The organism is Actinospineispora spinosispora DSM 44797 (assembly GCF_000429025.1).
Lineage (GTDB): Bacteria > Actinomycetota > Actinomycetes > Mycobacteriales > Pseudonocardiaceae > Pseudonocardia > Pseudonocardia spinosispora.
In genome coordinates, this window is the sequence record NZ_AUBB01000063.1 from 1 (window position 1) to 21,195 (window position 21,195).

Here is a 21,195-nt window from a genome sequence, read left to right on the forward strand (position 1 = left end):
CCCAGGCCATCCCGCACAGCGCGGACGCCGCCGCGAAGCCGACCATCGACAGGATGTACAGCGAGGTCTTGCCGATCCGATCGCCGAGCCACCCGGTCAGCGGCACCGCGACACCCAGGGCCAGCGTGTAGCCGGAGTGCCACGTTGACGATGCTGGCGTCCAGCACCGACATGAAGCTGCCCACGACCAAGACGCCCAGCGGCAGCAGCCAACCCTGAGTCGGCGCGGGCTGAGTCGGCGCGGGCTGAGTCGGCGCGGGCTGAGTCGGCGCGGGCTGAGTCGGCGCGGGCTGAGTCGGCGCGGGCAGGACGGCCGCGGTCATGACCGTCAGAGTACATAGGCACGGATGGTTCTCAAAGAGAAACCGAACCGTATTCTAATCCTGGACTTGAGGTCAGCCTCGCCGGGCAGGCGTCGCCGGCACCATCACCGACCCGAACGTCCACCTGTGGTGCTCCCATTCCTCCAAGACCGGGGCCGGTGCGACGCGCGATGGTGGTGCGGTGACCACACCAGAGGTATTGGGATATACGGCCATCACGACAGCACAGGACCGGAGAGTGGAGAGCGCGCGCCCGGATCGGCTGTTCCACGACGAACTCGCCGAGCTGTTCGTCGCCGCCGCCGTCGCGGACATCGACGATGATCACCTGCTCGGCTGGATCCTGCGGGGTCAGACACTGGCCGATGTGGTGCCGTCGATTCGCGGATACCTGGCGCTGCGCACCCGCTACTTCGACGATCAGGCGATCGCCGCCGGATGCCCGCAGGTCGTCATCGTGGGCGCGGGGCTCGACGCCCGGGCCTATCGGCTGACCTGGCCGACCACGACCGTTGTGTTCGAGATCGACACCGCCGACGTCACCGCGTTCAAGACAGGTGTGCTGGCCGGCGTCGACCACCGACCCTCGTGTCGACGGATCGCGATCGCGGCGGACCTACGGGAGGACTGGAGCACTCCGCTGGCCGCGGCCGGGTTCGACCGGGAGACAGCCACTCTGTGGTTGGCCGAGGGTCTGTTGCCCTATCTCGATGACGCCGGGACCAGCAGGTTGATGACCACGATCGCCGCGCTGTCCGCGCCGGGCAGCGGCATCGTGCTCGATCACGCCTATCCGGCGGCGCGCACGACCGAAGACAACGCCGCGGGCCGGGCCCGGGGTGTGTTGTTCGGATCGGTGGTCGCCGACCCGCTCGTCTGGCTGGGCCGGTTCGGCTGGCGGGCGGAACTCGCCGATCCCGTGGACCTCGCCGCCCGGCTGCATCGCGACCTGCCACCTCTGCTCGACCCGGCCCGTCCCGGCGCGCCGAGCTTCTGGCTCGCCACCGCCACCCGCCAGGCCGGCTGAGAACCCAGCACCGCCGCCGACAACCGCCCGCGCCGCTGACACTCGATGTCGCTCCTGCGCAGGTTCGTGCTTCCGGCGAGTGGCGGTCACGTGGCGGCGATTGCTTCGATCTCCAGCTTCCAGGCCGGGTCGAGCAGTCGGCAGCACACGGCGGTGAGCGACGGGCGGTGCTCGCCCAGGTATCGGGCACGAACCCGAGCGTTCGCCTGCCGGTACTCGGGCTCGGCGAGGAACGTGCGCACCGACACCAAGTCGGTGTAGGTCAGATCGACGGACGTCAATATCGTCCCGAGGTGACGCCAGATCTGATCGGCCTGTTCCTCGAACGACTCCGGGACCGTCACCCCGTCCGACCGGTAGCCGTTCAGACCGCTGACGAACAGCAGCCGTGAGTCGCCTCGGACCTCGACAGAGTGACTGTAATTGGTATATGGTGGATAGACACCGTCCGAATTGTGTGGGGTAACCGTCATAGAATCGATTGTACTGTGTTCGTCAGCATGGGTCACTTGAATTTGCGGATGCGTCAGAACAGTACGGAGTGGTTCTGTGCGGAGTCGTCCTTCGGCTTCGTACGTTCTCCTCCGAGGTGAATGATTTCTCGACATGATGCGTTTCGTGTTGCATGCTCACACGTCTCCATAGCTGCTCTCGCTCCACGCGTGACAGATCAGTCATCGGGATTCCGAAAATATCGTTCAGCGCGGCGAACCAGTCGGACTGGCTATTCAGGATCGTCATTGAGCTCGTGTGTCTAGTGCGCTGTGAGAGCGTCTTGGCGCGTAGTGTGTCTATGCGGGCGCCGCCCCGTCGAATGATGACGCAAGTCTTCACGAACGACGATTCGGGTGACGTGGAGAGGTGGTCGTGCATGCCCGCGAAGTCGGCCAACCTCGCCGGTGTCACATCGAAGTCCATTCCGATGAAGCTTCCAGCCGGGTCGTGTTCCAGCCGCCAACCGTTCGTGGCGACATCAGATGGGCGTATGCGGTAGGTGAATGGTTCTTGATGATATGTTCCGCCTTGCAGGGGTATCGGCTCATATATACCGTCACCCAGTCCCAGATCTACCAGCCAGGTGCTCTGCGGGGCATCGGGTAGACCGCAGACGCTCAAGGCCAGATGATTCTTGTTGATCTCGGGGTCTGTGCTCGCTGTCTGGACGCCCGCATGGTGCATGGTCACCTGGTAGCCGAGTGCTCTGAGCAGCGCAGCGAACACTCCGTTGAGGTGAAAGCAATATCCCCCTCGACGGTGCCGGACGATCCGATGGGCGGATTCGATCGGATCGAGACTGGTGGGACGACCGAGCTGGATGTCCAGCGTTCCATAGGGCACCCGCTCAGCGAATCCGCTATGCAGCCGACTCAACGCGGCGAGGCTGGGGGGCTCGACCTCGGCCACACCGATTCTGTTCAGGAAACCGGTCACATCCGTGCTGTCCACAGCCCTGACCGTAGCGTTTCGGACACTCGGGCGAGCCCTCTCGCCGAACAGTATCCGGCCCCGGCATCGCGGCCCTGGCCGACGCCCTCGAGGGGAGATTGCCACAGCGGAGCTGGTCCCGCGGTTAGAACCGCCAGTGGTGGGCTTGACCTGAAGTCTAGTCGAGGTTCTACGGTCGTCGAATGTTCCGGCCTCTGCCCGGAGGGGTCCTGCCGCGGCTGTGGGCGAGCAGCGCGCTGTCGTCGGCCGCGACGTGGGTGATGCAGATCGGGCTGTTCGTCCAGGTTCTGGGCCATTCCGGGATCGCCACCCTCGCCGTCGTCGAGCTGCTCGGTACGACTCCCTCGGTGGTGGTGATGCCCTTCGCCGGGGTTCTGGCTGATCGGGTTGACGCCCGGCGGCTGGCGGTCCTGTCGATGGTGATCCAGGCCGCGGCTCTGATCGGGATGGCGGTGGTGCTGGATGTCTGGCGGTGGCCGCTTCTGGGCATGCTCTACGCGATCCAAGGGTTGGCCAACACGGTCTGGCCGCCCGCACGGCAGCGCTGGCTGTACGTGGTCGTCGCTCCCGAACGACGTGTGCTGGCGAATGGGGCGATCGGCTCAGTCGGCGGTGTGACCACGATCCTGGGGGCCGGTGTGGGCGGCGTTCTGTCCGCGTGGAGCCCGCTCGCGGCGTTGTGGTGCGCGGCGGTCCTGCAGCTGCTCGCGGTCGTACCCCTCTTACGTCGTGCCGGCGAGCCCGTTGCCGTCGTCGCTGGGCGCGGCGATGCAGGAGCTTCGGGGAATACCGGAATTCGGTCGGACTTCGTCGCCGGCCTGCGGTGTGTCCGTTCGCTGCCACTGCCCCGCTCGATCATCTGGGTCGGGATCGCCTGGGGCTGTATCGGCGGTGCGTACTCGGTGTTGCTCGCCGGCCACGTCACGACGGACCTCGGCGGCGGTGGCCCGTTGCTGGGTCTGTTCTATGTCCTTGACGGGGTGGCTGTCATCGTCGGCGGAATCGGTGCCGCCCGGGTGCCACCAGGACGTCATCTGCTCGTGTACACCCTTGCGTACCTGGTCCAGGGTGGGGCGTGGATTCTGGTGTTCGCCACCTCCTCGATCGGGGTCAGTGGTGGCGCGCTGGTCGTCATGAGGTTGGCGAGCGGTGTCGTCATCGCGTTGGACACGACGCTCCTGCTCGCCACGGTGCCCGCCGAGTTGCGCGGACGCGTGACCAGCCTGCACATGACGACCTATGCCGCGATGGCGCGGGTGTCGCTCGCGCTGTTCGGCGCACTGCTCACGATCAGCGATCCGCGACTACTCGGCATCGGGGCGGGCGTGTCGTCCTTGCTGATCGGCCTCGTCTGGGCCGGGATGCTGCGCGGCCGAACGCCTGGCGGCGAATAGCGCATCGATGCTGATTCGGCCGGCGCCCGCGCACCCCAGCCAGGCAAAGAGCCCGATCATCAACCATTCGGCCTGGTAGAACAGCGAGCTCAGAAATTCCCACGGGTTCGGGCTCTTGGCGAGCAACGGCGGTGCGATCGCGGTCACCAGCGCGCCCACCATGACCGAGCCCAGCACACCGGACACCACACGAGTCCCCAACCCGAGCATCAACAGCGCACCACCGGCCAACTCGACGACAGTCAAGACGGGTGAGACCGTCCCGGCAAACGGGATTCCCGCGCTGCGTAGCGTGCTCGTCAGAAGTGTCGGATCAGCCAGTTTTCCCACTGCACCACTGAAGAACATGAAGCCGACGCTGAGTCGTAGGAGCAGGTTGGGCAGCCATTCGCACTCTTTTAGTCGGCGCACCACATGCCGCCGTTCTTGATCACCTGACGGATTGCGGTGGGGGTGTTGAGGACCCGGATGTCGGCCAGAGGGTCGCCGTCGACGATGAGCAGGTCGGCTCGTTGGCCGACCGCGAGTGTTCCCCGGTCGGCCAGGCCCAGAGCGGCGGCCGAGCCTCGGGTGCCGGCGGCGAGTGCTTCGGCGGTGCTGAGACCGCCCTCGACCATGCGGACCAGCTCGATCGCGGCGTCGCCGGGAGGCCCGCTGTCGTGGCCGAGCGCGATCGTCACTCCGGCATCGCGTGCCGCGCGCACTGTTGCGTATGCCTCGTCGAGCTGGCGTTTTGCCTGGTCGACCAGGGCTGGGGTGAACTTGTCGGTGAAGCGTTCGGCGAGATCGTGGAACGTCGTGAGCGTGGGGACCAGGACGGTACCCCGTTGCGCCATGGTGTCGAGCAGCGCCGGCTTGCGGTGGAGGCTGAGGCCGTGTTCGATCGTGTCCACCCCTTCTTCGATCGCAATTCGTGCGCCGTCGAGACCCTCGGCATGCGCCGCCACCCGGAATCCCATCCGGTGCGCCTCCTCAATGATCGCGCGCATCTCGGCGCGGGTCATCTGCGCGGGCTCAGGGTCCTCCAGCTGGACCGAGCGTGCGCCGGTGGCCATGAACTTGATGAAGTCGGCGCCCGCGCGTAGCTGTTCGCGCACGGCCTTGCGCATCTCGTCGGAGCCGTCAGCCTGGCGGTACATCGCGGTGAACAGCATCCCGCCCGGGGAGGTCGCGGAGATGATCCGCCCGCAGGACAGGATCTGCGGACCCGGTACGACGCCGAGGTTCACCGCCTGCCGCAGCGCGATCGCTTCGTAGTCGTCGCAGCCGACGTCCCGAACGGTCGTGATGCCTGCCGCGAGTACCGCCCGCGCCATGGCGGCGAGCACGAAGTAGCCCAGCTCGCGGGCCCGCGGTTCGTCGCCCTTGAGCTGCGGCGGTGGCCCGAAGCCGGGGTTGCGGGTGATCTCACTGCTCAACACGTGCATGTGTGCGTCGATCAATCCGGGAACGACCGTCGCGCCCGCGACGTCGATGTCATCCGGCGAGGTCGCACCGTCGGCGGGGCCGATCGAGGTGATCAGGCCGTCGGTGACGACCAGGTTCTGGAGCTCGGGTCCGAAGTCGGTCGTGCCGTCGGCGAGCCGAGCATTGCGCAGGACCATGTTGCTCACGATCGAGATCCCTTCGCGATGTGTGCGGTGGTCCTGAAGCTACTAGAGGAGACCGGTGAGCGGCTATGTCATAGCCGTAGAACGGTTGTCTTATGGTGAAGCCTCGGGCACTCCAGCGGCCGCCGAGGGGATCACCCGGGTGGGTCCGAAGACTTCAGTTCCACTCCGCCATGAGGATGTGGGCGTAGCAGACAGCGCCGAGACCGATCAGATGAGCGAGTCCGATGCGGGCGCCGGGCTGCTGACGGGTGTCGGCTTCGCCGCGCAGTTGCCGGGTCAGTTCGGCGATCTGGCCGAGTCCGGTCGGGCCGATTGGATGCCCCATGGCAAGGAGTCCGCCGGACGGGCTGACCGCACAGGAACCCCCGATGTCGAACTCACCGCTCTTGAGGCGGTCGACCGTTCGACCCGGATCGCACACTCCCATGGCTTCCAGGTAGAGCGGTTCCTCGATCGCGAATGCGTCGTGCAATTCGATGACATCGAGTTGGCCGGGCTCCACGGCGGCTTGTTTCATTGCTCGGCGCGTCGTCTCCGCGGTCAGCTGGTACTCCGCGTCCGCCGTGGTGTGTACTCGCTCGCTGGAAGCCGCTGACGCCGCGACTCGGATCGCACGGCCGGTATCGAGGCCGAGCAGGCGTATCGCTTCCTCGGACGCGACGATCACCGCCGCCGCGCCCTCCGAGACGGGGCAGCATTGCAGTGCGGTCACGTGGCCCGCGATCGGACGGGCATGCAGTACATCGGCGAGTGAACGAGCGGTTTGGCGGTGGGCGTGCGGGTTCCGCGCGCCGTTGCGGCTGTTCTTGACCGCGACGAGGGCGAGATCCTCGACTCGTACCCCCCACCGGTCCAGGTAGAGCTCGGTCAGCAGCGAGAAATGTGTGGCGGGAGTGACGACCTCGTCAGCGAGGAGCGGGACTCCGGTGCCGGTGGGTTCGACCGATACCGGTTTGTCCACTCCGATGGCCGCACTGATTTCGCAGACGCCGGTGGCGACTTCCAGGCAGGCCAGCCGGAAAGCGGCGGCGCCGGTAGCGGAGGCGTTCTCCACGTGGGTGATCGGCAGGCCGGTGGCACCCAGATGCTTGAGCATCGGCCGACCACTGGCCATGCCTAGCAGCGCCGTGCCGATGTAGGCCGATTCAACCGCCGACCACCGCAGGCCGGCATCGGCGAGTGCCTCGCGAGTGGCCGCCAGGCCGAGTTCGACATACGGCCTCGCGGTTCTTTTCCGGTATCGGTCGATTCCGACGCCGACTACATACACGGGGCGGAATTCCGTGAAATCCGCGCTCATCTTTGGGTGCCTTCTGTCGCGATGAAAACGAGTTCGAGAGCGTCCTGGATATTTCGACGGAAGACACCGTGCATTCGTTGTCCGCGGGAGCCGGTGGTGCCGCTCACGAATGCTCGGATGGTCGGGCCGTCATCCAGGTGCACCAACGCCACCGCAAAAGGCGGCTTGGGCCCGCCCGCCACGGGCACGTGGACCGTGGTCATGGTGGCCAGCCGGCCGCGCGCGGGCATCTCGAAGTCGGTCAGATCCTCGCGGGAGCCGCATTGTTCGCACCCGTAGTGCTGCATCGGGAAGAACACGTGACCACACGTGCAGCGTCCACCGATCAGCACCGGCACGCTCGAGTCGAGGTTCGGCATCGATCCTCCGTACTTACTTGTTGACTGACAAGCAAGTGTATGATTGGCTCGTCAACGATGCAAGGAGCTCGTTCCCCTGCTGCCACCGCATACGGCGGCCTGGATCGAGTCACGGCGCGGCCGACGTTGGAGGGGATTGATGACCACTCAGTCGCTGGAGCGGTTCCCGCCACGGCGTACTCAACGCGGACGCCGGGCAGAAGCCGAGGCCCGGCTCGTTCAGGCGGCCATCGAGCTGATCGCGGAGAAGGGTGTGCAGGGTCTGGTGCTGTCCGAGGTCGGCGAGCGAGCTGGATACAGCCGTGGTCTTCCCGCGCACTACTTCGGCTCTCGGATCGCGCTGATCGTGACGACCGCGCAGCGCACCGTGGAAGGCTTCGCCGACCGGGTGGAAGCCCATCTCCATGGTTCGAGTGGTCTGCCTGCCGTGCTGCGGTTCGTCGCTGACTACCTGGGCAATGCCCAGGACGATCCGGTGAGCGCACGGGCGCTGTTGATCGTGTCGACGGAGGCGACGATCAATCCTGAATTGGGTCGGCCGCTGCGGGAGCTCAATGACCGCACGGTGGCTCGGATCGCAAGGGCGATCGAAGAGGGTCAGTCTGCTGGTGAGATCCGCCGAGACGTCGACGCCACGGCCCAGGCGAGGCTCGTGTTGGCGGCTGCGCGAAGCAGCGTGGCGCAGTGGCTGACTGAACCCGACCAAGTCGATCTGACCGCACTGCGGTGTGCCCTGCTCGCGGTGCTCGAACGAGGACTGGCTCCGTGATGAGCCTGGCCGGGCGGCTGGAGTACTGGGCGACGGCGACGCCGGATCGATCGGCGATCATCGACGGTCCGGTGACGCTGACCTGGCACGACTGGAACGCGGCAGCCGACGCGGTGGCCACCGCGCTGTCCCAGCGAGGGGTCACCGATCGAGACGTGGTCGCGGTACGGACCCGAACCCGTGGTGAATGGGCGGTCATCGATGCGGCGCTCGCCAAGCTGGGATGCCCCGCGGTGGCGCTGAACTGGCAGCTGACGCCCACCGAGGCGGCACATGTGCTGAGTGACAGCGCCGCGAGCGTGGTGGTCTGCGATGACGAGGATCCTTCTCGGCTGGCTACCGCGTGGTCGGGACGCGTAGTGAAGGCGGCGATCTGCTTCGGCGCGGCGCCGCCCGGGTTCAGCTCCTACGAGGCGCTGCTGGAGGAGCCGGCGTCGCGGTGGATCTCAGCCGAGGACGCGCCGCTGATCGTCTACACCTCAGGTACCACCGGACGGCCCAAGGGCGTCTATTTTGGCCGGCCACGCGCGACGGCCGGGACTGACCTGCGCCGTTACCTGGACGATCTGGCTCAGGCCGACGACGAAGGCCCCGACGACGTCGTCCTCATGGCACTACCGCTGAGCCACGGGCTCGGTGCGGGCTCGATCCGCCGCTCGGCCCGGGTCGGCAGCACACTGGTGATCATGCGCCGGTTCGAGCCGGAGGAGGCCCTGCGGCTGATCGAGTGCCACCGGATCACCCGCTTCACCGCGGTACCGACGATGCTGTTGCGGCTGGCCGCGCTGCCTGCCGATGTGCTCGCCCGCTACGACCTCCGCTCGCTGCGGCTTCTCGGCATCGGCGGTTCGCCGGTGCCGCACTGGCTCAAACTGTGGGCGCTCGAGACGTTCGGCCCGTGCGTCTACGAGGGCTATGGGTCGACCGAGACGAGCCTGGTCAGCGTCTTACGGCCCAGCGAGATCCGCGCGAAGCCCCAATCCTGCGGCCGCCTGTACGCCGGCGTGGAACTCTCGGTGCGAAGCCCCGAGGGACACGCACTGGGCGCGGGTGAGCTGGGCGAGATCTGGGTACGGACACCGGTCACGGCCACGGGCTACCTAGATCGGTCGGCCATCGAGGATTTCGACGCCGACGGGTTCTTCCGGACCGGCGACCGGGGGCACCTCGATCACGACGGTTTTCTGTTCCTTACCGGCCGAAGCAAGGACATGATCATCACCGGTGGGGTGAACGTCTACCCGGCCGAGATCGAGTCGGTTCTGCGAACCCACCCCGGGATTGAGGACGTGGCGGTGATCGGAACGCCGCACGACGACTACGGCGAACAGGTGGTCGCGGTGTGCCAGATCCGGTCGAGCCACCGCGTCGATGAACGCGAACTGCTCGCGCACTGCCGTAGCCGTCTCGCCGGGTTCAAGGTGCCCAAGGTCATCCAGCTGCGTACCGAGCTACCCCGCAACGCGCTGGGCAAGGTGGTCAAACACCGGTTGCGTGCACCCTATTGGGCCGACGAGGAGAGGGTCATATGAGTTCGCTACTCACCCTGCGGGACAAGGTGGCGCTCATCACCGGTGGCGGCCAGGGCATCGGCAGGCACACCGCGTTGCGGTTCGGCGCCCACGGCTGCCGCGCCGTGCTGATCAACGATCAGGATCTCGAGCGCGCGGAGACGGTCGCGGAGGAGGTGCGAGGGCTGGGGGTGAACGCCGAGGCGCTGCGGGCCGATGTCACCGACCTGGCCGCGGTGCGCGAAATCGTCGCGCGAGCCATCGAAAGCCACGGCACTATCGACGTACTGGTCAACAACGCCGGCAACGCCGGCGCGAACCCGCCCGACGACCTCGACCTGCCCTTCTGGGAGGCTCAGCCACGGTCCTGGGACGCCCACCTGCGGGTCAATCTGTATGGCGTGATCAACTGTGTTGCCGCGTGCGTGCCGGGCATGATCGCGGCACAACGCGGCGGACGGATCATCACCGTCGTCTCCGATGCGGGCAGAGTCGGCGAGGCCGGGCTCGAGGTGTACTCGGCGGCGAAGGCCGGCGCCGCCGGGCTGACCAGGGCTGTGGCGCGGACGCTGGGCAGGCACCGCATCACGGCGAACTGCGTGGCCATGGCGGCAACCGTCACCCCCTACACCGAGGGCATGTTCGACAACGCCGACCCGCGACTGCTGAAGCGGATGATGGACAAGTACGTCATCCGCAGGCCGGGCCGACCGGACGATGCCGCCAACATGGTCTTATTCCTCGCCTCGGATGCCAGTGACTGGATCACCGGCCAGACCTATCCGGTCAACGGCGGCTTCTCCTTCGCGCTATGACCGAGACGACCCCATCGATCGCGGTGCGACGCGACGATCACCTGCTGACGATCACCATCGATCGGCCTGAGGTCCGCAACGCCTTCGATTCGGCGACCAGCCACGCTCTGGACCGGGCACTGGACATTCTGGATGACGATCCGACGCTCTTCGTCGGCATTCTTACCGGCGCCGCCGCTACGTTCAGCTCCGGTGCCGACCTCAGTGCTCTCGCCCGAGGCGATCGCCCGGAAACGCCGGGCCGAGGTGGATTCGGCATCTTCCGCCGCCCGCCGATCAAGCCGTTGATCGCCGCCGTTGAAGGGTTCGCGGTGGGTGGCGGTCTTGAGCTCTGCCTTGCGTGTGACCTCATCGTGGCCGGCTCGGACGCCGTGTTCGGGCTCCCGGAGGTGCGGCACAATCTCGTCGCGAGCGGCGGTGGACTGTTCCGGCTCCCGAAACGACTGCCTTATCACCTGGCCATGGAGATGGCCCTGACCGGTGCTCACTACACCTCGCGGCAGCTCAGCTCGTTCGGGCTGATCACCCACATCACCGAGCCGGGCCAAGCCATGGCAGGCGCGACGGAGTTGGCGACCCGACTCCTGAGCAACGGTCCGACCGCGCTCGCGGCCACCAAGGAGATCATCTTCCGGTCGATGGGCTGGTCGGAGGCCGAGGCCTGGGACAAGCAGATACCGATCGCCGCACGAGCCCACGACACGAACGACCGCCGCGAAGGGCTGAGAGCGTTCGCCGAAAAGCGCCGACCACTGTGGACCGGCACCTGACGGAAATGATCAATCGCCACTGGAATCGCGCCGAGAATGGACCAGAGAATGCCATTTATCAGAGTGACCACGCCCGCGGGTCTGCTCAACGACGATGAACGGGAGGAAATCGCTGAGGTGCTGACCGTGGAGATCATGAGGATCGAGACAGGCGGCTTGGATACCCCTGAATATCGTGCGATCAGCACTCTGGTGTTCGAGGAGATCGCGACCGGATCGTGGGCCTCCGGTGGACGAATCATCACCGAGCCTGCGGTACTCGTCGAGGTCCGCGTGCCGGCTGGTGCAGTCGATGAGCACCGACGGGAGAGGATCGCTCAAGCGGCTTCCCGGGTTCTCCGGAACGCGAGTGCAGCGCTTTCCCAAGCGAACGAGATCACCCGAATCTGGAGTCACGTCATCGAGATCACGGAGGGGAACTGGGGCGCCGGCGGCCGCGCGGTCGGGTTCTCCGACATTCGCCGGATCGCGGCCGGGCGGTTGCCGGGAGGTATGGCCAGCTGATGCGGGTATTGATGGTCGGAGCGACCGGCCGCCGCGCCGGGATGGTGCTACCGGAGTTGACCAGGCGTGGGGTGGCGGTCCGTGCTCTGGTGCGGGATAGCGCCCGCGCGCGGATCGCGCTGGACCACGGAGCGACCGAGGTCGCGATCGGTGATCTCCGCGATCCGGCCAGTCTCGACAGGGCGGTCAACGGCGTTGATGGCGTGTTCCACATCAACCCCGCGTTCGCCGTCGGTGAGGCTGACCTGGGTGTTGCAATGGTCAACGCCGCAACGGCGGCGGGAGTGTCGAAGTTCGTGTTCTCGTCGGTCATCCATCCGTCCGCATCGGCTATGCGCAACCATACCGAAAAGCTGCCTGTCGAGAATGCGTTGAGTAATTCAGGCATGGACTATACAGTTCTGCAGCCGGCGATGTTCATGCAGACACTGGGTGATTTCTGGCCCGGCGTCGTCGAGCACGATCGGTTCGCCGCTCCGTTCTCGATGAGTGCGGAATTCTGTTTCGTGGACTACCGCGATGTGGCCGAGGCAGCCGCGATCGCGATGACGACCGACCGACTCAGCCGCGGCACCTTCGAACTGTGTGCCGAGGGGATGGTGACCGGTCGTACCATCGCGTCCACGATCAGCGCCATGGTGGGTCGCCGGATCACCGCCATGAAGATCCCACTGGACACGTTCCTCGCGCGGCTGCCCGAAGGCCCCGCACGCTCGCAGAGCGCCCAAATGATGATCCACTACGATCAGCACGGCTTGGCGGGCGGAAACGCGCTGGTACTACGAGCCATCCTGGGCCGTGAACCACGAGCGCTGGCCGAATACCTCAGCGAACTGGCCGACACCCAGACCGACGACCAGTTCGGCGGCTCGCGGGGGACCGGCCCCTAAAGGTTGTCCCGTAACGGCGTGTTGGTTCGGTGGTCGGCCGCCGGCTGGTGATCATGATGTGGTGCAGGTGATCAGCGCGGAGCGGCCGGAGTGGGTGCCGATGTTCACGGGTTTGACCGTGCGTCAGTTCGGGAAGCTGGTGCAGATCGTGGCCGCTCGAGGCGGTGAGCAGACCGGCACGGGCCGGCGGTGGGGTCTGTCGCTGACCGAGCGAGTGTTGCTGGTCGCGGTGTACTACCGCACCAACCTGACCTACCGGCAGATAGCGCTGTTGTTCGGGATTTCCAAGTCGGCCGCCGGCCGGATTGTTGAGCATCTGGCGCCGCTGTTGGTGCTCTCGCCGGTCAGGAAAGCGCATGGCCCGGACACGGTGTTGATCGTGGACGGCACGCTGGTGCCCACCCACGATCGCGGGATGTCCGCTTCGTCGAAGAACTACCGATACTCGGTGAATATGCAGGTCGTGATCGACGCGAACACCCGGCTCACGGTCGCGGTCGGAGGCCCCACCCCAGGGAACCACAACGACTGCCGGGCCTTCCGTGACTCGGGAGTCGACCGCCAATACCGGGGCGCGACGGTGATGGCCGACGGCGGCTACCAGGGCAATCCCGGTGTGATCATGCCCTATCGCAAACCCGCTGGCGGCGGTGAACTGCCCGCGTGGAAGGCCCAACTCAACACCGTCCACAAACGCGTCCGCGCCCGCGTCGAACATGCGTTGGCGCACATGAAGTCCTGGAACATCCTGCGCAACTGTCGACGCAAACGCCACGGCGTCTGATACACCACACGCGGCATCGCCCAGATGCGCAACCTCGCCATGACCTACTGAACAAACGAAATCGGCTGGAAGCACCACCCGCGACCCCTCACCAGCCTGCGCTGTTGATCATTACGGGACAGCCTTTAGTGTGGCCACCGCACTAGCAAAAGCTTGCCGATCGCGAAACTCGATGGCTGTTGTCCGGCTCGCCGCCGTGGCGCACGGAAGTAGGCCGCCTGGTCTTTCGATCGGCCGCGTCGCTACAGGTCCATCTCGGTTCGGAGGGCGGCCGCGAGTGCGTCGAGCGACGCGGCGGCCAGGGTCCCCACCGGGCCGGAGAGCCAGGGGGCGAAGGTGTTGGTGAGCTGATCGGCGCGTACCCAGCCGGCGATCGGGTCGCCGTCGCTGAGCCGGACCGCGACGGGGGTGTCGATGTCGAGGTTGGCGACAACAGGAGCGGTGAGCACCCATTTGCGCTCCGAGGGAAGCCGGTAGTCGGCGCTGACGATGACCCGGTACGGGGTCCGTGGGTCGTTGTCCCTGCTGGGGCGCTCGCGTTCGAACAGCCAGATCTCGCCTTGTTTCACGCGGCGCGACCGCCGGCTCCATCCTCGGTCCGCGCCTGACGGCTGAGTTCGAGCTCGCGCTCGGCGTATTCCTCGGCATACAGCCCGGAGCGCGTGTCCGCGGCGGCGAGCTGCTCGGCGTCCCGGTAGTTGAGCCAGTTCAGCGCATACTTGACGATCAACGGAGACACCTTCATGCCCGCCGCCGCCGCGTGAGCCTCTAGCCGCCTGCGATCGTCACCATCGATCGAGATCGTGACCTTCTCTGTCGCCATACTTCTAACCGTAGTCCAGGCCCGATCAATGTTCCAGTCGAGCGTAGCTCTTCAGAGCGTGGCGTTCGATCATGCCGAACCATACTTCGATCATGTTCAGTCAGGAGGCCGAGGTGGGTGTGAGGTGCACTCTCGGGCTGGCCGCGAGCCAGTCGCGAATGATCACCTTGCGGCTCTCTGGTCAGACCGTACGGGGACTGCGCACCATATTCGTGGGTGACCGATTTCAGGCAGGCTCGGCGGGCGCCACGGCCACCGCTTCGATTTCAATCAGCCAGTCCGGATTGAACAGGGACTTGACGATGACACCGGTAGCGCTGGGCAGGGCCGAGTCGCTGAACGGATCAAGGTCTCTCGGCACCGCGAGGTCACCGTCCCACCGTTCGAACGATGGCTGTTCGGCCGCAACGGGCTTGCCCAGTTCTCGGCTCCTCAGTTTGGCGATATCCACCCGATTGACCATGCCAGGGGCGGCGAGCTCGAAGGAACGGTTCAGCGCGTCCGAGCTCACTCACTATGACCGGTTGCGAGTCGTTGAATAACCGTATGTCGGTCGTATATGGGGAGAAGTTAGGCTCCCGACATGAGCCCAGGGGTCTCTCGCGGCACCGGCGCACCCGAGGATGCGGACCTGCTTCCGGGGACCGGGCGCAACGAATCGCTGCACCGTGCCTTCGAGCTGTTGCGTCGCGTCGCGTCGGCTGAGCAGGGTGTCTCGACCGCCGACCTGACCGAGGCCAGCGGGCTTCCCAGAACGACCGTGTCGCGATTGCTGGCCTCCCTGCACGACGTCGGGGCCGTCGCGCGTCCTGGCCCTCGGCGTCGCTGGGTGCTGGGCCCGACGATCACGGATCTGACCCGGATGGCGCCTGGGCGAGCCGGTTTGCTGGAGCGCGCGCTGCCGGTGTTGCGTGAGCTGGCCGAGACGTCAGGGGAGACGTCGATGATCGAGGTTCCGGTCAGCCGGACCTCCGCGCGGGTGCTCGCCGAGGTCGAGGGCCACCACATCGTGGGGGTGCGCACGGTGTGGCGGGATCGCGCGCTCACCTCACCGGCGACCGGTGTGGTGCGGATGCTGCTGGCCGAACTGCCTCCGGCGGAGGTCGAGCGGGCCGTACGGGCACTGCCGATCGTCGCCCACACGGCCGCGACGAAGACCTCCGTCGACGACATCGTGGAGGCCGTCGGCCGGGTTCGCGCCGAGGGGGTCTCGATGGTCGTCGATGAGGTCGAGGAGGGGCTCAGCGGCGTCGGCGTGGCGATTCGAGATGGCGCTCGGTTGATGGCGACCGTGTCGGTCTACCTGCCCACCGCACGATTGGATGCCTTGCTCGCCGCGGGCGGAATCGACCGGCTACGGCGCGCGGCCGACGCGCTCTCCCGACCCTACGAAGGGAACGGCTATGGCTCGTGACAGCGCCAGAGGCACCGCTGCCGAGGTGCGAATCAGCGACGTCGTGGCGTTTCGGCTGCACGCGCACCATCTCACGAACCGGTACTCGGCCGACGAGCTGCTCGACGTGGCGGGCGCGTGTGGAGTTCAGAACAGTCCACCGGGATCGGTGCTGCTTGCGCTGCACGCCCGCGTCGATGACGTGACTCCGGAGCGGATCGACCACCTCGTCGGCGAGGACAAGAGCTTGCTGCAGACCTGGTGCATGCGCGGCTCGCCATACTTCTTCCCGACCGTCGACGCACCCGTATTCACCAGCGGGGTCCTGCCTGCCACCGAGACTGCGCGGCTACACCTGATCATCGGAGTGGAGGGGGCGCTGGACCGGCTCGGGATGGGCTTGAACGAGGCGGTCGACAGCATTGCCGAGGAGATCGAGGTCGTGCTGTCGGGACGGCAGCTCGCGATCGACGAACTCGGCGAAGAACTGGCCGAGCGCGTCGTCGGCAGACTGTCGCCTGCCCAGCGCAAGCTCTGGCAGGCGAAGGGCCCCTACGGCGCGAACCTGCCGTTGGGTGAGGCTGTGGTGCACTTCTGCCTCCGGATGCTGGCGCTGCGCGGCATCGTCTGCCTCGCACCGCGCAGCGGAAACAAGGCTCCGTTCGTGTTGGTCGAGGACTGGCTGGGCAGGCCGCTGCCTCGGGTCGAGCCGGACACCGCCCGCACCGATCTGCTGCGGCGCTACCTGCACTGTTACGGCCCGTCCACTCGCAAGGACTTCGCCGCCTGGGTCGGTGTTCAGGTCGGTGACGTCGAGCCGTGGTGGGCCATGCTGGACGATGAGCTCATCCCCGTCGCATTCGACGGCGGCCGGGCGTGGCTCCTCGCCGAAGACCTGGACGCTCTGCGGTCGCCGCCCGAACCCCGCGGAGCACGGTTGCTGCCGCCGGGTGACCCCTACACACAGATGCGTGATCGAGGGACCATCGTCGACGAGGCCTACCAGCGCGAGGTGTGGAAATCGGTCGGCGCGCCCGGTGCCGTGCTGGCTGACGGCGCGATCGTCGGAACCTGGCGACCCCGCAAGAGCGGTCGCACATTGACGCTGACGATCAAGGCGTTCCGGCCGTTGAGCACGGGCCTGCGCACCCGGCTGCGCGCGGAAGCCGATCACGTCGCCGAGCTGCGCGGTGCGTCGGCGGTACAGGTCGAGTTCGAGGAGTCGGCAACCAGTTGATCAGCGCTCGGCCGACTCCGAGCTGGTGAAGCCATGGTGACGATGTGAGCGCCGGCCGTTGCGAACATCGATGACTTGCGTACGAACATCAGGTGGGTACGTTCTGATGGTGCCCGGTGGTACTGCCCGCGGTGGCGAGCTGTCGCTGAGCGGACCGATGAGCGAGGCGGACATCGCTGGACTACGTTTCGACACCGCCGTGCTCAGTTGCTGTGGACTGTCCGCCGGCACCGGCGTGACCGGCCATCATCCCGCTGACATCGGAGGCGTTTCGGCGGGCTGGTGTGCAGGTGCACGGTGTTTGAGGCCGCCGCGATCGCCGCGGTGTCCACGTTCGGGTGGATGGGATTCATGGCTCGGTCCGCCGCTGATCGGCGCACTGGCCGCTGTTGCCTCGTTCCCCTGAGGGGAGTGCACGACCCATGAGCGGATTCGAGAACGGTTCGACGAACGATGATGTCGGTGTCGAGCGGCTGAGTGTCGTGCGTGCGGTGTTGCTGGATATGGACGGCACCCTGGTCGACTCCGACGCCGCGGTGCGACGCTCGTGGCGGATCTGGGCGATCGAAAACGGTGCGGATCCGACGGCCGTCCTGGGTATCGCCTTCGGCATTCCGGCCGCCGAGACGGTACGCCGCACGTTTCCCGAGTGGGATGAGGAACGGGCCGTCGCACAGACGCGTCGCCAGCTTGCCCGCGAGTGCGCGGATGTGGCCGACGTCGTCGCTACGCCCGGTGCGCACCGCTTGCTCACATATCTGACCGAGCGCACGCTGCCGTGGGCCATCGTCACCTCGGCCAGCGCTGAGCTGGCCGCCGCCCGCTTGGGCAGCGCCCGGATCGACCCACCGCTGTTGATCACGGTCGACGACGTGACGATCGGCAAGCCTGACCCGCAGGGCTATCTCACCGCCGCGCGGCGGCTGAACGTGTCCACCCGGGACTGTCTCGTTGTCGAGGACAGCCCGGCCGGGGTGGCGGCGGGACGGGCGGCCGGAGCGCTCACCGCGGGCCTCAAAGGCACCGACGCCGACCTGCCGCTCACCGACCTCAACCAGCTGATCGACCTGCTGACCGCGGCCCGGCGTGACCAGAGGTGAGCGCAGTGGCTCACCTGATGGCCGGGTGCACACGTCCCGCACCGCCACGCGAATCAGACGCGTTCGTCCAAGCCGCCATGTTGGACGGGAGACCCGGGAGGACGCCCACAGGCCTAATGGTTGTCGCCGGATACGGTGAAATGCGGCCGACTCGCGCGCACGAACATACAGACGATCGCCGCCAGAGCACACCCGGCGATCAGCACCTTGGCAAGGGTGTCGAGTGGCGACCCGAGTTCTCGGGTGCTCCACGACACCGCGCCGATCAGCAACAGCGCGGCGGTCGACCACCGCGCCCAGTTCCGGCCGGTTCTCATCTTTCTCGCCACGAGGACGAAGACCGCCGCGGTCACGAGATACACCCCGAGATGCACGATTTCACTGAAGACCACAGTGGTTTTGATCGCCTCCGCGGTGGCGGTCGGCGAACCGCGACGATAGAAGGCGAGTACATCAGGCGGCACGTCATTCATCGTCGCCCGGATCAGCTCGACGAAAGACGGCAGCAGGCTCAACAGAACCGATGCACACACCAGCCAGAAAGCGGCGCGCACCGTAGTCGGTGCTGTCCTTAATAGTGAACCAGACGTTCCGGCAGGTCGATTCAATTGCTGACTCATGCTTAATGCCCCATTTCAAGGTGACTGCCATGCCGCATAGCAGGTTTCATAATATGTACAGGGGTTACCGTATCCGATTAGCTCACAATAATACTGCGACCATCAGTGCTGTGAGAAGTACAGCAGAATAGTGCAGCCACTTCAGCTGTCCGGATATCATGCGCGGCGGGTTCGACAACTCCGTCGCTCGCCGCATCAGGTCAGCGGGAGAATCAGCGAAGGCGGCGCTCGCACCCAGGCTTCCAGCGGGTCGATCCGCGACAAACGAATCCCCGAACAGTCGTGCACCCAGGGCTCTGGCGACCGCCGGTGCCCCCACCAGATATCGCGCGTCCTGGTCGGCCCAGAGCTCGGCGGTGACCCGTAGCTCCCGGAGTAACCTCCGACGACCTGGAATCCACCACTAGGATCGCAGACCGCAGGTAGCCAGGAATATCCACAGTGAATGGCGCGCCCGAGCGTGGGACTTCTCGTGCGCGAGGATGGCCGGCGACGACCGGACGTCCGAACTGACAATGATACGTGGACGCAGCAGCCCGACTGTGCATGCGGTGAATTCCGGGGCCACCCGATCGGACTGGACGATCCAGACTTGCCCCTCTCGTCGCGGCGCAAGCGCGGATATCCGGCGGTACGTTTGAGCTACCTGGCAGAGGCCGGCGGAAAACGAGACGACCAGCGACAGCAACGGCAAGAACATCGCCGCAAGCATCAGCACATCGACGATCAGCGGTATGTCGACTCCGCTGGGCCTGTTGCCGATACCCCAGGCAATCGGTACCCGCAGAACGGAAGATTGCGCAACGGACTGTTCGGCAGATATGGGACCAGGAGCGCGACCGGAGGAGTGCCCGCCGCGACGACGCCGAGAGAGAAACGTTCGCGGGCGCCCAGCCGCCCCGACACGCCGTCGGTCAGCCGCCATGTCCCGAGGGCCGTCAACGGACACCACAGAGCGAGCACGAATTGCGGATACCCGAGCCAGCTTAGACTCATCGAGGATCCTCTTCCGGGCCCTCCGCAGCGATTCCTGCCAGTAGTCGCCGCAGCTGCGTCAGCCGGTCAGAGTCTGTCTGCACCGTCTCGACGAAATGTGTGACCGCAAGATCGCCGAATCCGTCCACCAGTTGCCGCGCCTGCTGGGCCGCCAATCGCGCCTCGACCTCAGAGCGGGTCTGACTCGGCCAGTAGACGTAGGACCGTGACTCCTTGCATCGATCGAGCAGGCCCTTCTTGACCAATCGCTCCATCACCGTCTTGACGGTGGTGTACGCGTGATCTCCACTCAGCCGCGTGACACAGTCAGCCACATCCCTCGCTCCGCCTGCCCACAGCACCTCGAGTATTGGCAGCTCCAGAGTTCCGAAGTGGGCCGCCAAACCGTGCGGCCGGGAGCCGTCCTCGCCTGGCATGCTACGCAACGTAGCAGATCGTCTGCGCTGATCCAACGGCGCGGTATCGCCCGCCCCGCGTCGCCCGTGGGGTCAGCTTCCCGAGGGCACCGATCTGAGCCCAGCGTGATTCGCTCAAGCCCGGGTGAGGCCGCCGTCCACATCCAGGACGATGCCGTTGACGTAGCCGGCTCCCCGGCCGGCGAGCCAGGACACCGCGTCGGCTACCTCTTCGGGGGTGCCCAGCCGTCCGATCGGGATGTTCGCCGTGTCGTAGTGATGGCCGTCGGTCATCGCGGTGGCGATCGGCCCGGGGGCCACCGCGTTGCTGGTGATACCGAGGTGACCCACCTCTCGGGCGATCCAGCGCGTGAGGTTGATGACGCCGGCCTTCGCCGAGGCGTATCCGGCGCCGGAACGGCCGCCGGAGCCGTCTGCATGCACGGACCCGATCCCGCCGGTCTTACCGGACACCGACGCGATGTTGATCAGTCGGCCGCGGCCTGCAGCGCGCATGTGGGGAAACACCGCGGCTTGGCAGGTCAAGAACGTGCCGAGCAGGTTGGTGTTGATGTCGCGCAGGAACTCCTGCGCGCTGGTGTCGGCGAAGGAGGAGCGGTGTGCTGTGCCCGCACAGTTCACCAGGACGTCCAGCCGTCCGGTCGCCTTGATCACTTCGGCGAGCACGTGCTGGACGTCCTCTCGGTCGGTGACGTCGAGCCGGGCGGACAGCGGGGCGCCGATATCGTCCCGGGTGAGATGCACGGCGTCGCTGATGTCCAGTAGCGCGACGGCGTACCCGTCCGCGGTGAGCCGGGCGGCGATGGCTGCGCCGATTCCACCAGCGGCACCGGTGACCGCTGCGACGGCACCCGCTGGAGCACCGGTGTCCCTCGGTGTGGCGGGTTCGGGCTCAGTGCCGCGCAGCGTGCTGACGAGGATGCGTTCGTTCAGCGTAACGGCCTGCTGGTTCATCGTGTGGGCCTCCTACCGGTCGCTCTCAACAGCACTTCGCGGACAGCCCGCCGTCAACGGGCAGGCAGACCCCGTTGATGTAGCTCGCCTCGGCCGAGGCGAGGAACACGGCGGCGGCGGCGACGTCCCACGGGCTGCCCATCCGACCGGT

At 66.5% G+C, this 21,195-nt stretch carries 25 protein-coding genes; 12 read left to right on the forward strand and 13 right to left on the reverse strand.

Going from position 1 to position 21,195, the window contains the following annotated elements:
• Positions 1-504: 504 nt before the first annotated feature.
• Positions 505-1,350: an SAM-dependent methyltransferase gene (locus G406_RS49085; RefSeq protein ID WP_037078063.1), complete on the forward strand. Its 846-nt coding sequence runs from the start codon at positions 505-507 to the stop codon at positions 1,348-1,350.
• An 86-nt stretch (positions 1,351-1,436) separates the two neighbouring features.
• On the opposite strand, the gene G406_RS0122745 is transcribed toward G406_RS49085, so the two are convergent.
• Both G406_RS0122745 and G406_RS56075 read right to left on the reverse strand, forming a co-directional pair.
• Positions 1,437-1,823: a RidA family protein gene (locus tag G406_RS0122745; RefSeq protein ID WP_028935550.1), complete on the reverse strand. Its 387-nt coding sequence runs from the start codon at positions 1,821-1,823 to the stop codon at positions 1,437-1,439.
• A 22-nt stretch (positions 1,824-1,845) separates the two neighbouring features.
• Complete coding sequence (locus G406_RS56075; protein WP_084216317.1) at positions 1,846-2,796, reverse strand: arylamine N-acetyltransferase family protein; 951 nt, start codon at positions 2,794-2,796, stop codon at positions 1,846-1,848.
• A gap of 182 nt (positions 2,797-2,978) precedes the next feature.
• Here G406_RS56075 and G406_RS0122750 point away from each other — a divergent pair, with 182 nt between their 5' ends.
• Complete coding sequence (locus tag G406_RS0122750; protein ID WP_028935551.1) at positions 2,979-4,190, forward strand: MFS transporter; 1,212 nt, start codon at positions 2,979-2,981, stop codon at positions 4,188-4,190.
• Here G406_RS0122750 and G406_RS56080 read toward each other — a convergent pair.
• The 4 genes from G406_RS56080 to G406_RS58480 form a co-directional block, all read right to left on the reverse strand.
• Positions 4,101-4,604 carry a DoxX family membrane protein gene (locus tag G406_RS56080; RefSeq protein ID WP_084216318.1) on the reverse strand — a complete coding sequence of 168 codons (504 nt, stop codon included), beginning with the start codon at positions 4,602-4,604 and terminating at the stop codon, positions 4,101-4,103. The genes G406_RS0122750 and G406_RS56080 overlap by 90 nt on opposite strands.
• Positions 4,589-5,794: an amidohydrolase family protein gene (locus G406_RS0122755; protein WP_028935552.1), complete on the reverse strand. Its 1,206-nt coding sequence runs from the start codon at positions 5,792-5,794 to the stop codon at positions 4,589-4,591. The genes G406_RS56080 and G406_RS0122755 overlap by 16 nt, the downstream gene beginning before the upstream one ends.
• Before the next feature lie 163 nt (positions 5,795-5,957).
• Positions 5,958-7,103, reverse strand: a complete 1,146-nt coding sequence (locus G406_RS0122760; RefSeq protein WP_028935553.1) for a thiolase family protein — start codon at positions 7,101-7,103, stop codon at positions 5,958-5,960.
• On the reverse strand, positions 7,100-7,462 hold the full coding sequence (locus tag G406_RS58480; protein WP_084216319.1) for a Zn-ribbon domain-containing OB-fold protein: 363 nt from the start codon (positions 7,460-7,462) through the stop codon (positions 7,100-7,102). The genes G406_RS0122760 and G406_RS58480 overlap by 4 nt, the downstream gene beginning before the upstream one ends.
• Positions 7,463-7,601: 139 nt before the next feature.
• Here G406_RS58480 and G406_RS49095 point away from each other — a divergent pair, with 139 nt between their 5' ends.
• The 7 genes from G406_RS49095 (at position 7,602) to G406_RS49110 (ending at position 13,505) form a co-directional block, all read left to right on the forward strand.
• A complete protein-coding gene (locus G406_RS49095; RefSeq protein WP_037078066.1) occupies positions 7,602-8,231 on the forward strand; it encodes a TetR/AcrR family transcriptional regulator in 630 nt (209 codons plus the stop codon).
• Positions 8,231-9,763: a class I adenylate-forming enzyme family protein gene (locus G406_RS0122775; RefSeq protein WP_037078068.1), complete on the forward strand. Its 1,533-nt coding sequence runs from the start codon at positions 8,231-8,233 to the stop codon at positions 9,761-9,763. The genes G406_RS49095 and G406_RS0122775 overlap by 1 nt, the downstream gene beginning before the upstream one ends.
• Positions 9,760-10,557, forward strand: a complete 798-nt coding sequence (locus G406_RS0122780) for an SDR family NAD(P)-dependent oxidoreductase (RefSeq protein ID WP_028935555.1) — start codon at positions 9,760-9,762, stop codon at positions 10,555-10,557. The genes G406_RS0122775 and G406_RS0122780 overlap by 4 nt, the downstream gene beginning before the upstream one ends.
• Entirely contained in the window at positions 10,554-11,327 is a 774-nt protein-coding gene (locus tag G406_RS0122785; RefSeq protein ID WP_028935556.1) for a crotonase/enoyl-CoA hydratase family protein, read from the forward strand. The genes G406_RS0122780 and G406_RS0122785 overlap by 4 nt, the downstream gene beginning before the upstream one ends.
• Before the next feature lie 63 nt (positions 11,328-11,390).
• Positions 11,391-11,831, forward strand: a complete 441-nt coding sequence (locus tag G406_RS54445) for a hypothetical protein (protein WP_156935096.1) — start codon at positions 11,391-11,393, stop codon at positions 11,829-11,831.
• Positions 11,831-12,721 carry an SDR family oxidoreductase gene (locus G406_RS49105; protein WP_051342537.1) on the forward strand — a complete coding sequence of 297 codons (891 nt, stop codon included), beginning with the start codon at positions 11,831-11,833 and terminating at the stop codon, positions 12,719-12,721. Before G406_RS54445 ends, G406_RS49105 begins: the two co-directional genes overlap by 1 nt.
• A gap of 100 nt (positions 12,722-12,821) precedes the next feature.
• Entirely contained in the window at positions 12,822-13,505 is a 684-nt protein-coding gene (locus tag G406_RS49110; RefSeq protein WP_051342541.1) for an IS5/IS1182 family transposase, read from the forward strand.
• A 242-nt stretch (positions 13,506-13,747) separates the two neighbouring features.
• Here the strand turns inward: G406_RS49110 and G406_RS49115 are convergent, their stop codons facing one another.
• The 3 genes from G406_RS49115 to G406_RS0122815 all read right to left on the reverse strand — a co-directional run bounded on the left by G406_RS49115 (position 13,748) and on the right by G406_RS0122815 (position 14,839).
• Entirely contained in the window at positions 13,748-14,074 is a 327-nt protein-coding gene (locus tag G406_RS49115) for a type II toxin-antitoxin system PemK/MazF family toxin (protein ID WP_037078071.1), read from the reverse strand.
• On the reverse strand, positions 14,071-14,328 hold the full coding sequence (locus tag G406_RS0122810; protein WP_028935557.1) for a hypothetical protein: 258 nt from the start codon (positions 14,326-14,328) through the stop codon (positions 14,071-14,073). Before G406_RS0122810 ends, G406_RS49115 begins: the two co-directional genes overlap by 4 nt.
• 226 nt (positions 14,329-14,554) lie before the next feature.
• Positions 14,555-14,839, reverse strand: a complete 285-nt coding sequence (locus tag G406_RS0122815; protein ID WP_028935558.1) for a hypothetical protein — start codon at positions 14,837-14,839, stop codon at positions 14,555-14,557.
• Between the two features lie 72 nt (positions 14,840-14,911).
• Here G406_RS0122815 and G406_RS0122820 point away from each other — a divergent pair, with 72 nt between their 5' ends.
• From G406_RS0122820 to G406_RS0122830, 3 genes are all read left to right on the forward strand, one after another.
• A complete protein-coding gene (locus tag G406_RS0122820; RefSeq protein WP_028935559.1) occupies positions 14,912-15,742 on the forward strand; it encodes an IclR family transcriptional regulator in 831 nt (276 codons plus the stop codon).
• Positions 15,732-16,958 (forward strand): winged helix DNA-binding domain-containing protein, encoded by a 1,227-nt coding sequence (locus G406_RS0122825; RefSeq protein WP_051342538.1) that lies wholly within the window; start codon positions 15,732-15,734, stop codon positions 16,956-16,958. The genes G406_RS0122820 and G406_RS0122825 overlap by 11 nt, the downstream gene beginning before the upstream one ends.
• Before the next feature lie 422 nt (positions 16,959-17,380).
• Positions 17,381-18,058 carry an HAD-IA family hydrolase gene (locus G406_RS0122830; RefSeq protein WP_051342539.1) on the forward strand — a complete coding sequence of 226 codons (678 nt, stop codon included), beginning with the start codon at positions 17,381-17,383 and terminating at the stop codon, positions 18,056-18,058.
• Positions 18,059-18,171: 113 nt separating this feature from the next.
• Here G406_RS0122830 and G406_RS0122835 read toward each other — a convergent pair whose 3' ends face one another.
• The 4 genes from G406_RS0122835 to G406_RS56085 all read right to left on the reverse strand — a co-directional run.
• Positions 18,172-18,612, reverse strand: a complete 441-nt coding sequence (locus G406_RS0122835; RefSeq protein WP_028935562.1) for a hypothetical protein — start codon at positions 18,610-18,612, stop codon at positions 18,172-18,174.
• A 1,058-nt stretch (positions 18,613-19,670) separates the two neighbouring features.
• Positions 19,671-20,090, reverse strand: coding sequence for a BlaI/MecI/CopY family transcriptional regulator (locus G406_RS0122845; RefSeq protein ID WP_028935564.1), 420 nt, complete (start codon positions 20,088-20,090; stop codon positions 19,671-19,673).
• A 114-nt stretch (positions 20,091-20,204) separates the two neighbouring features.
• Complete coding sequence (locus G406_RS49120; protein WP_051342540.1) at positions 20,205-21,044, reverse strand: SDR family NAD(P)-dependent oxidoreductase; 840 nt, start codon at positions 21,042-21,044, stop codon at positions 20,205-20,207.
• Positions 21,045-21,069: 25 nt separating this feature from the next.
• Positions 21,070-21,195: SDR family oxidoreductase (locus G406_RS56085; protein ID WP_156935098.1), on the reverse strand; the 126-nt coding region annotated here is incomplete at its 5' end.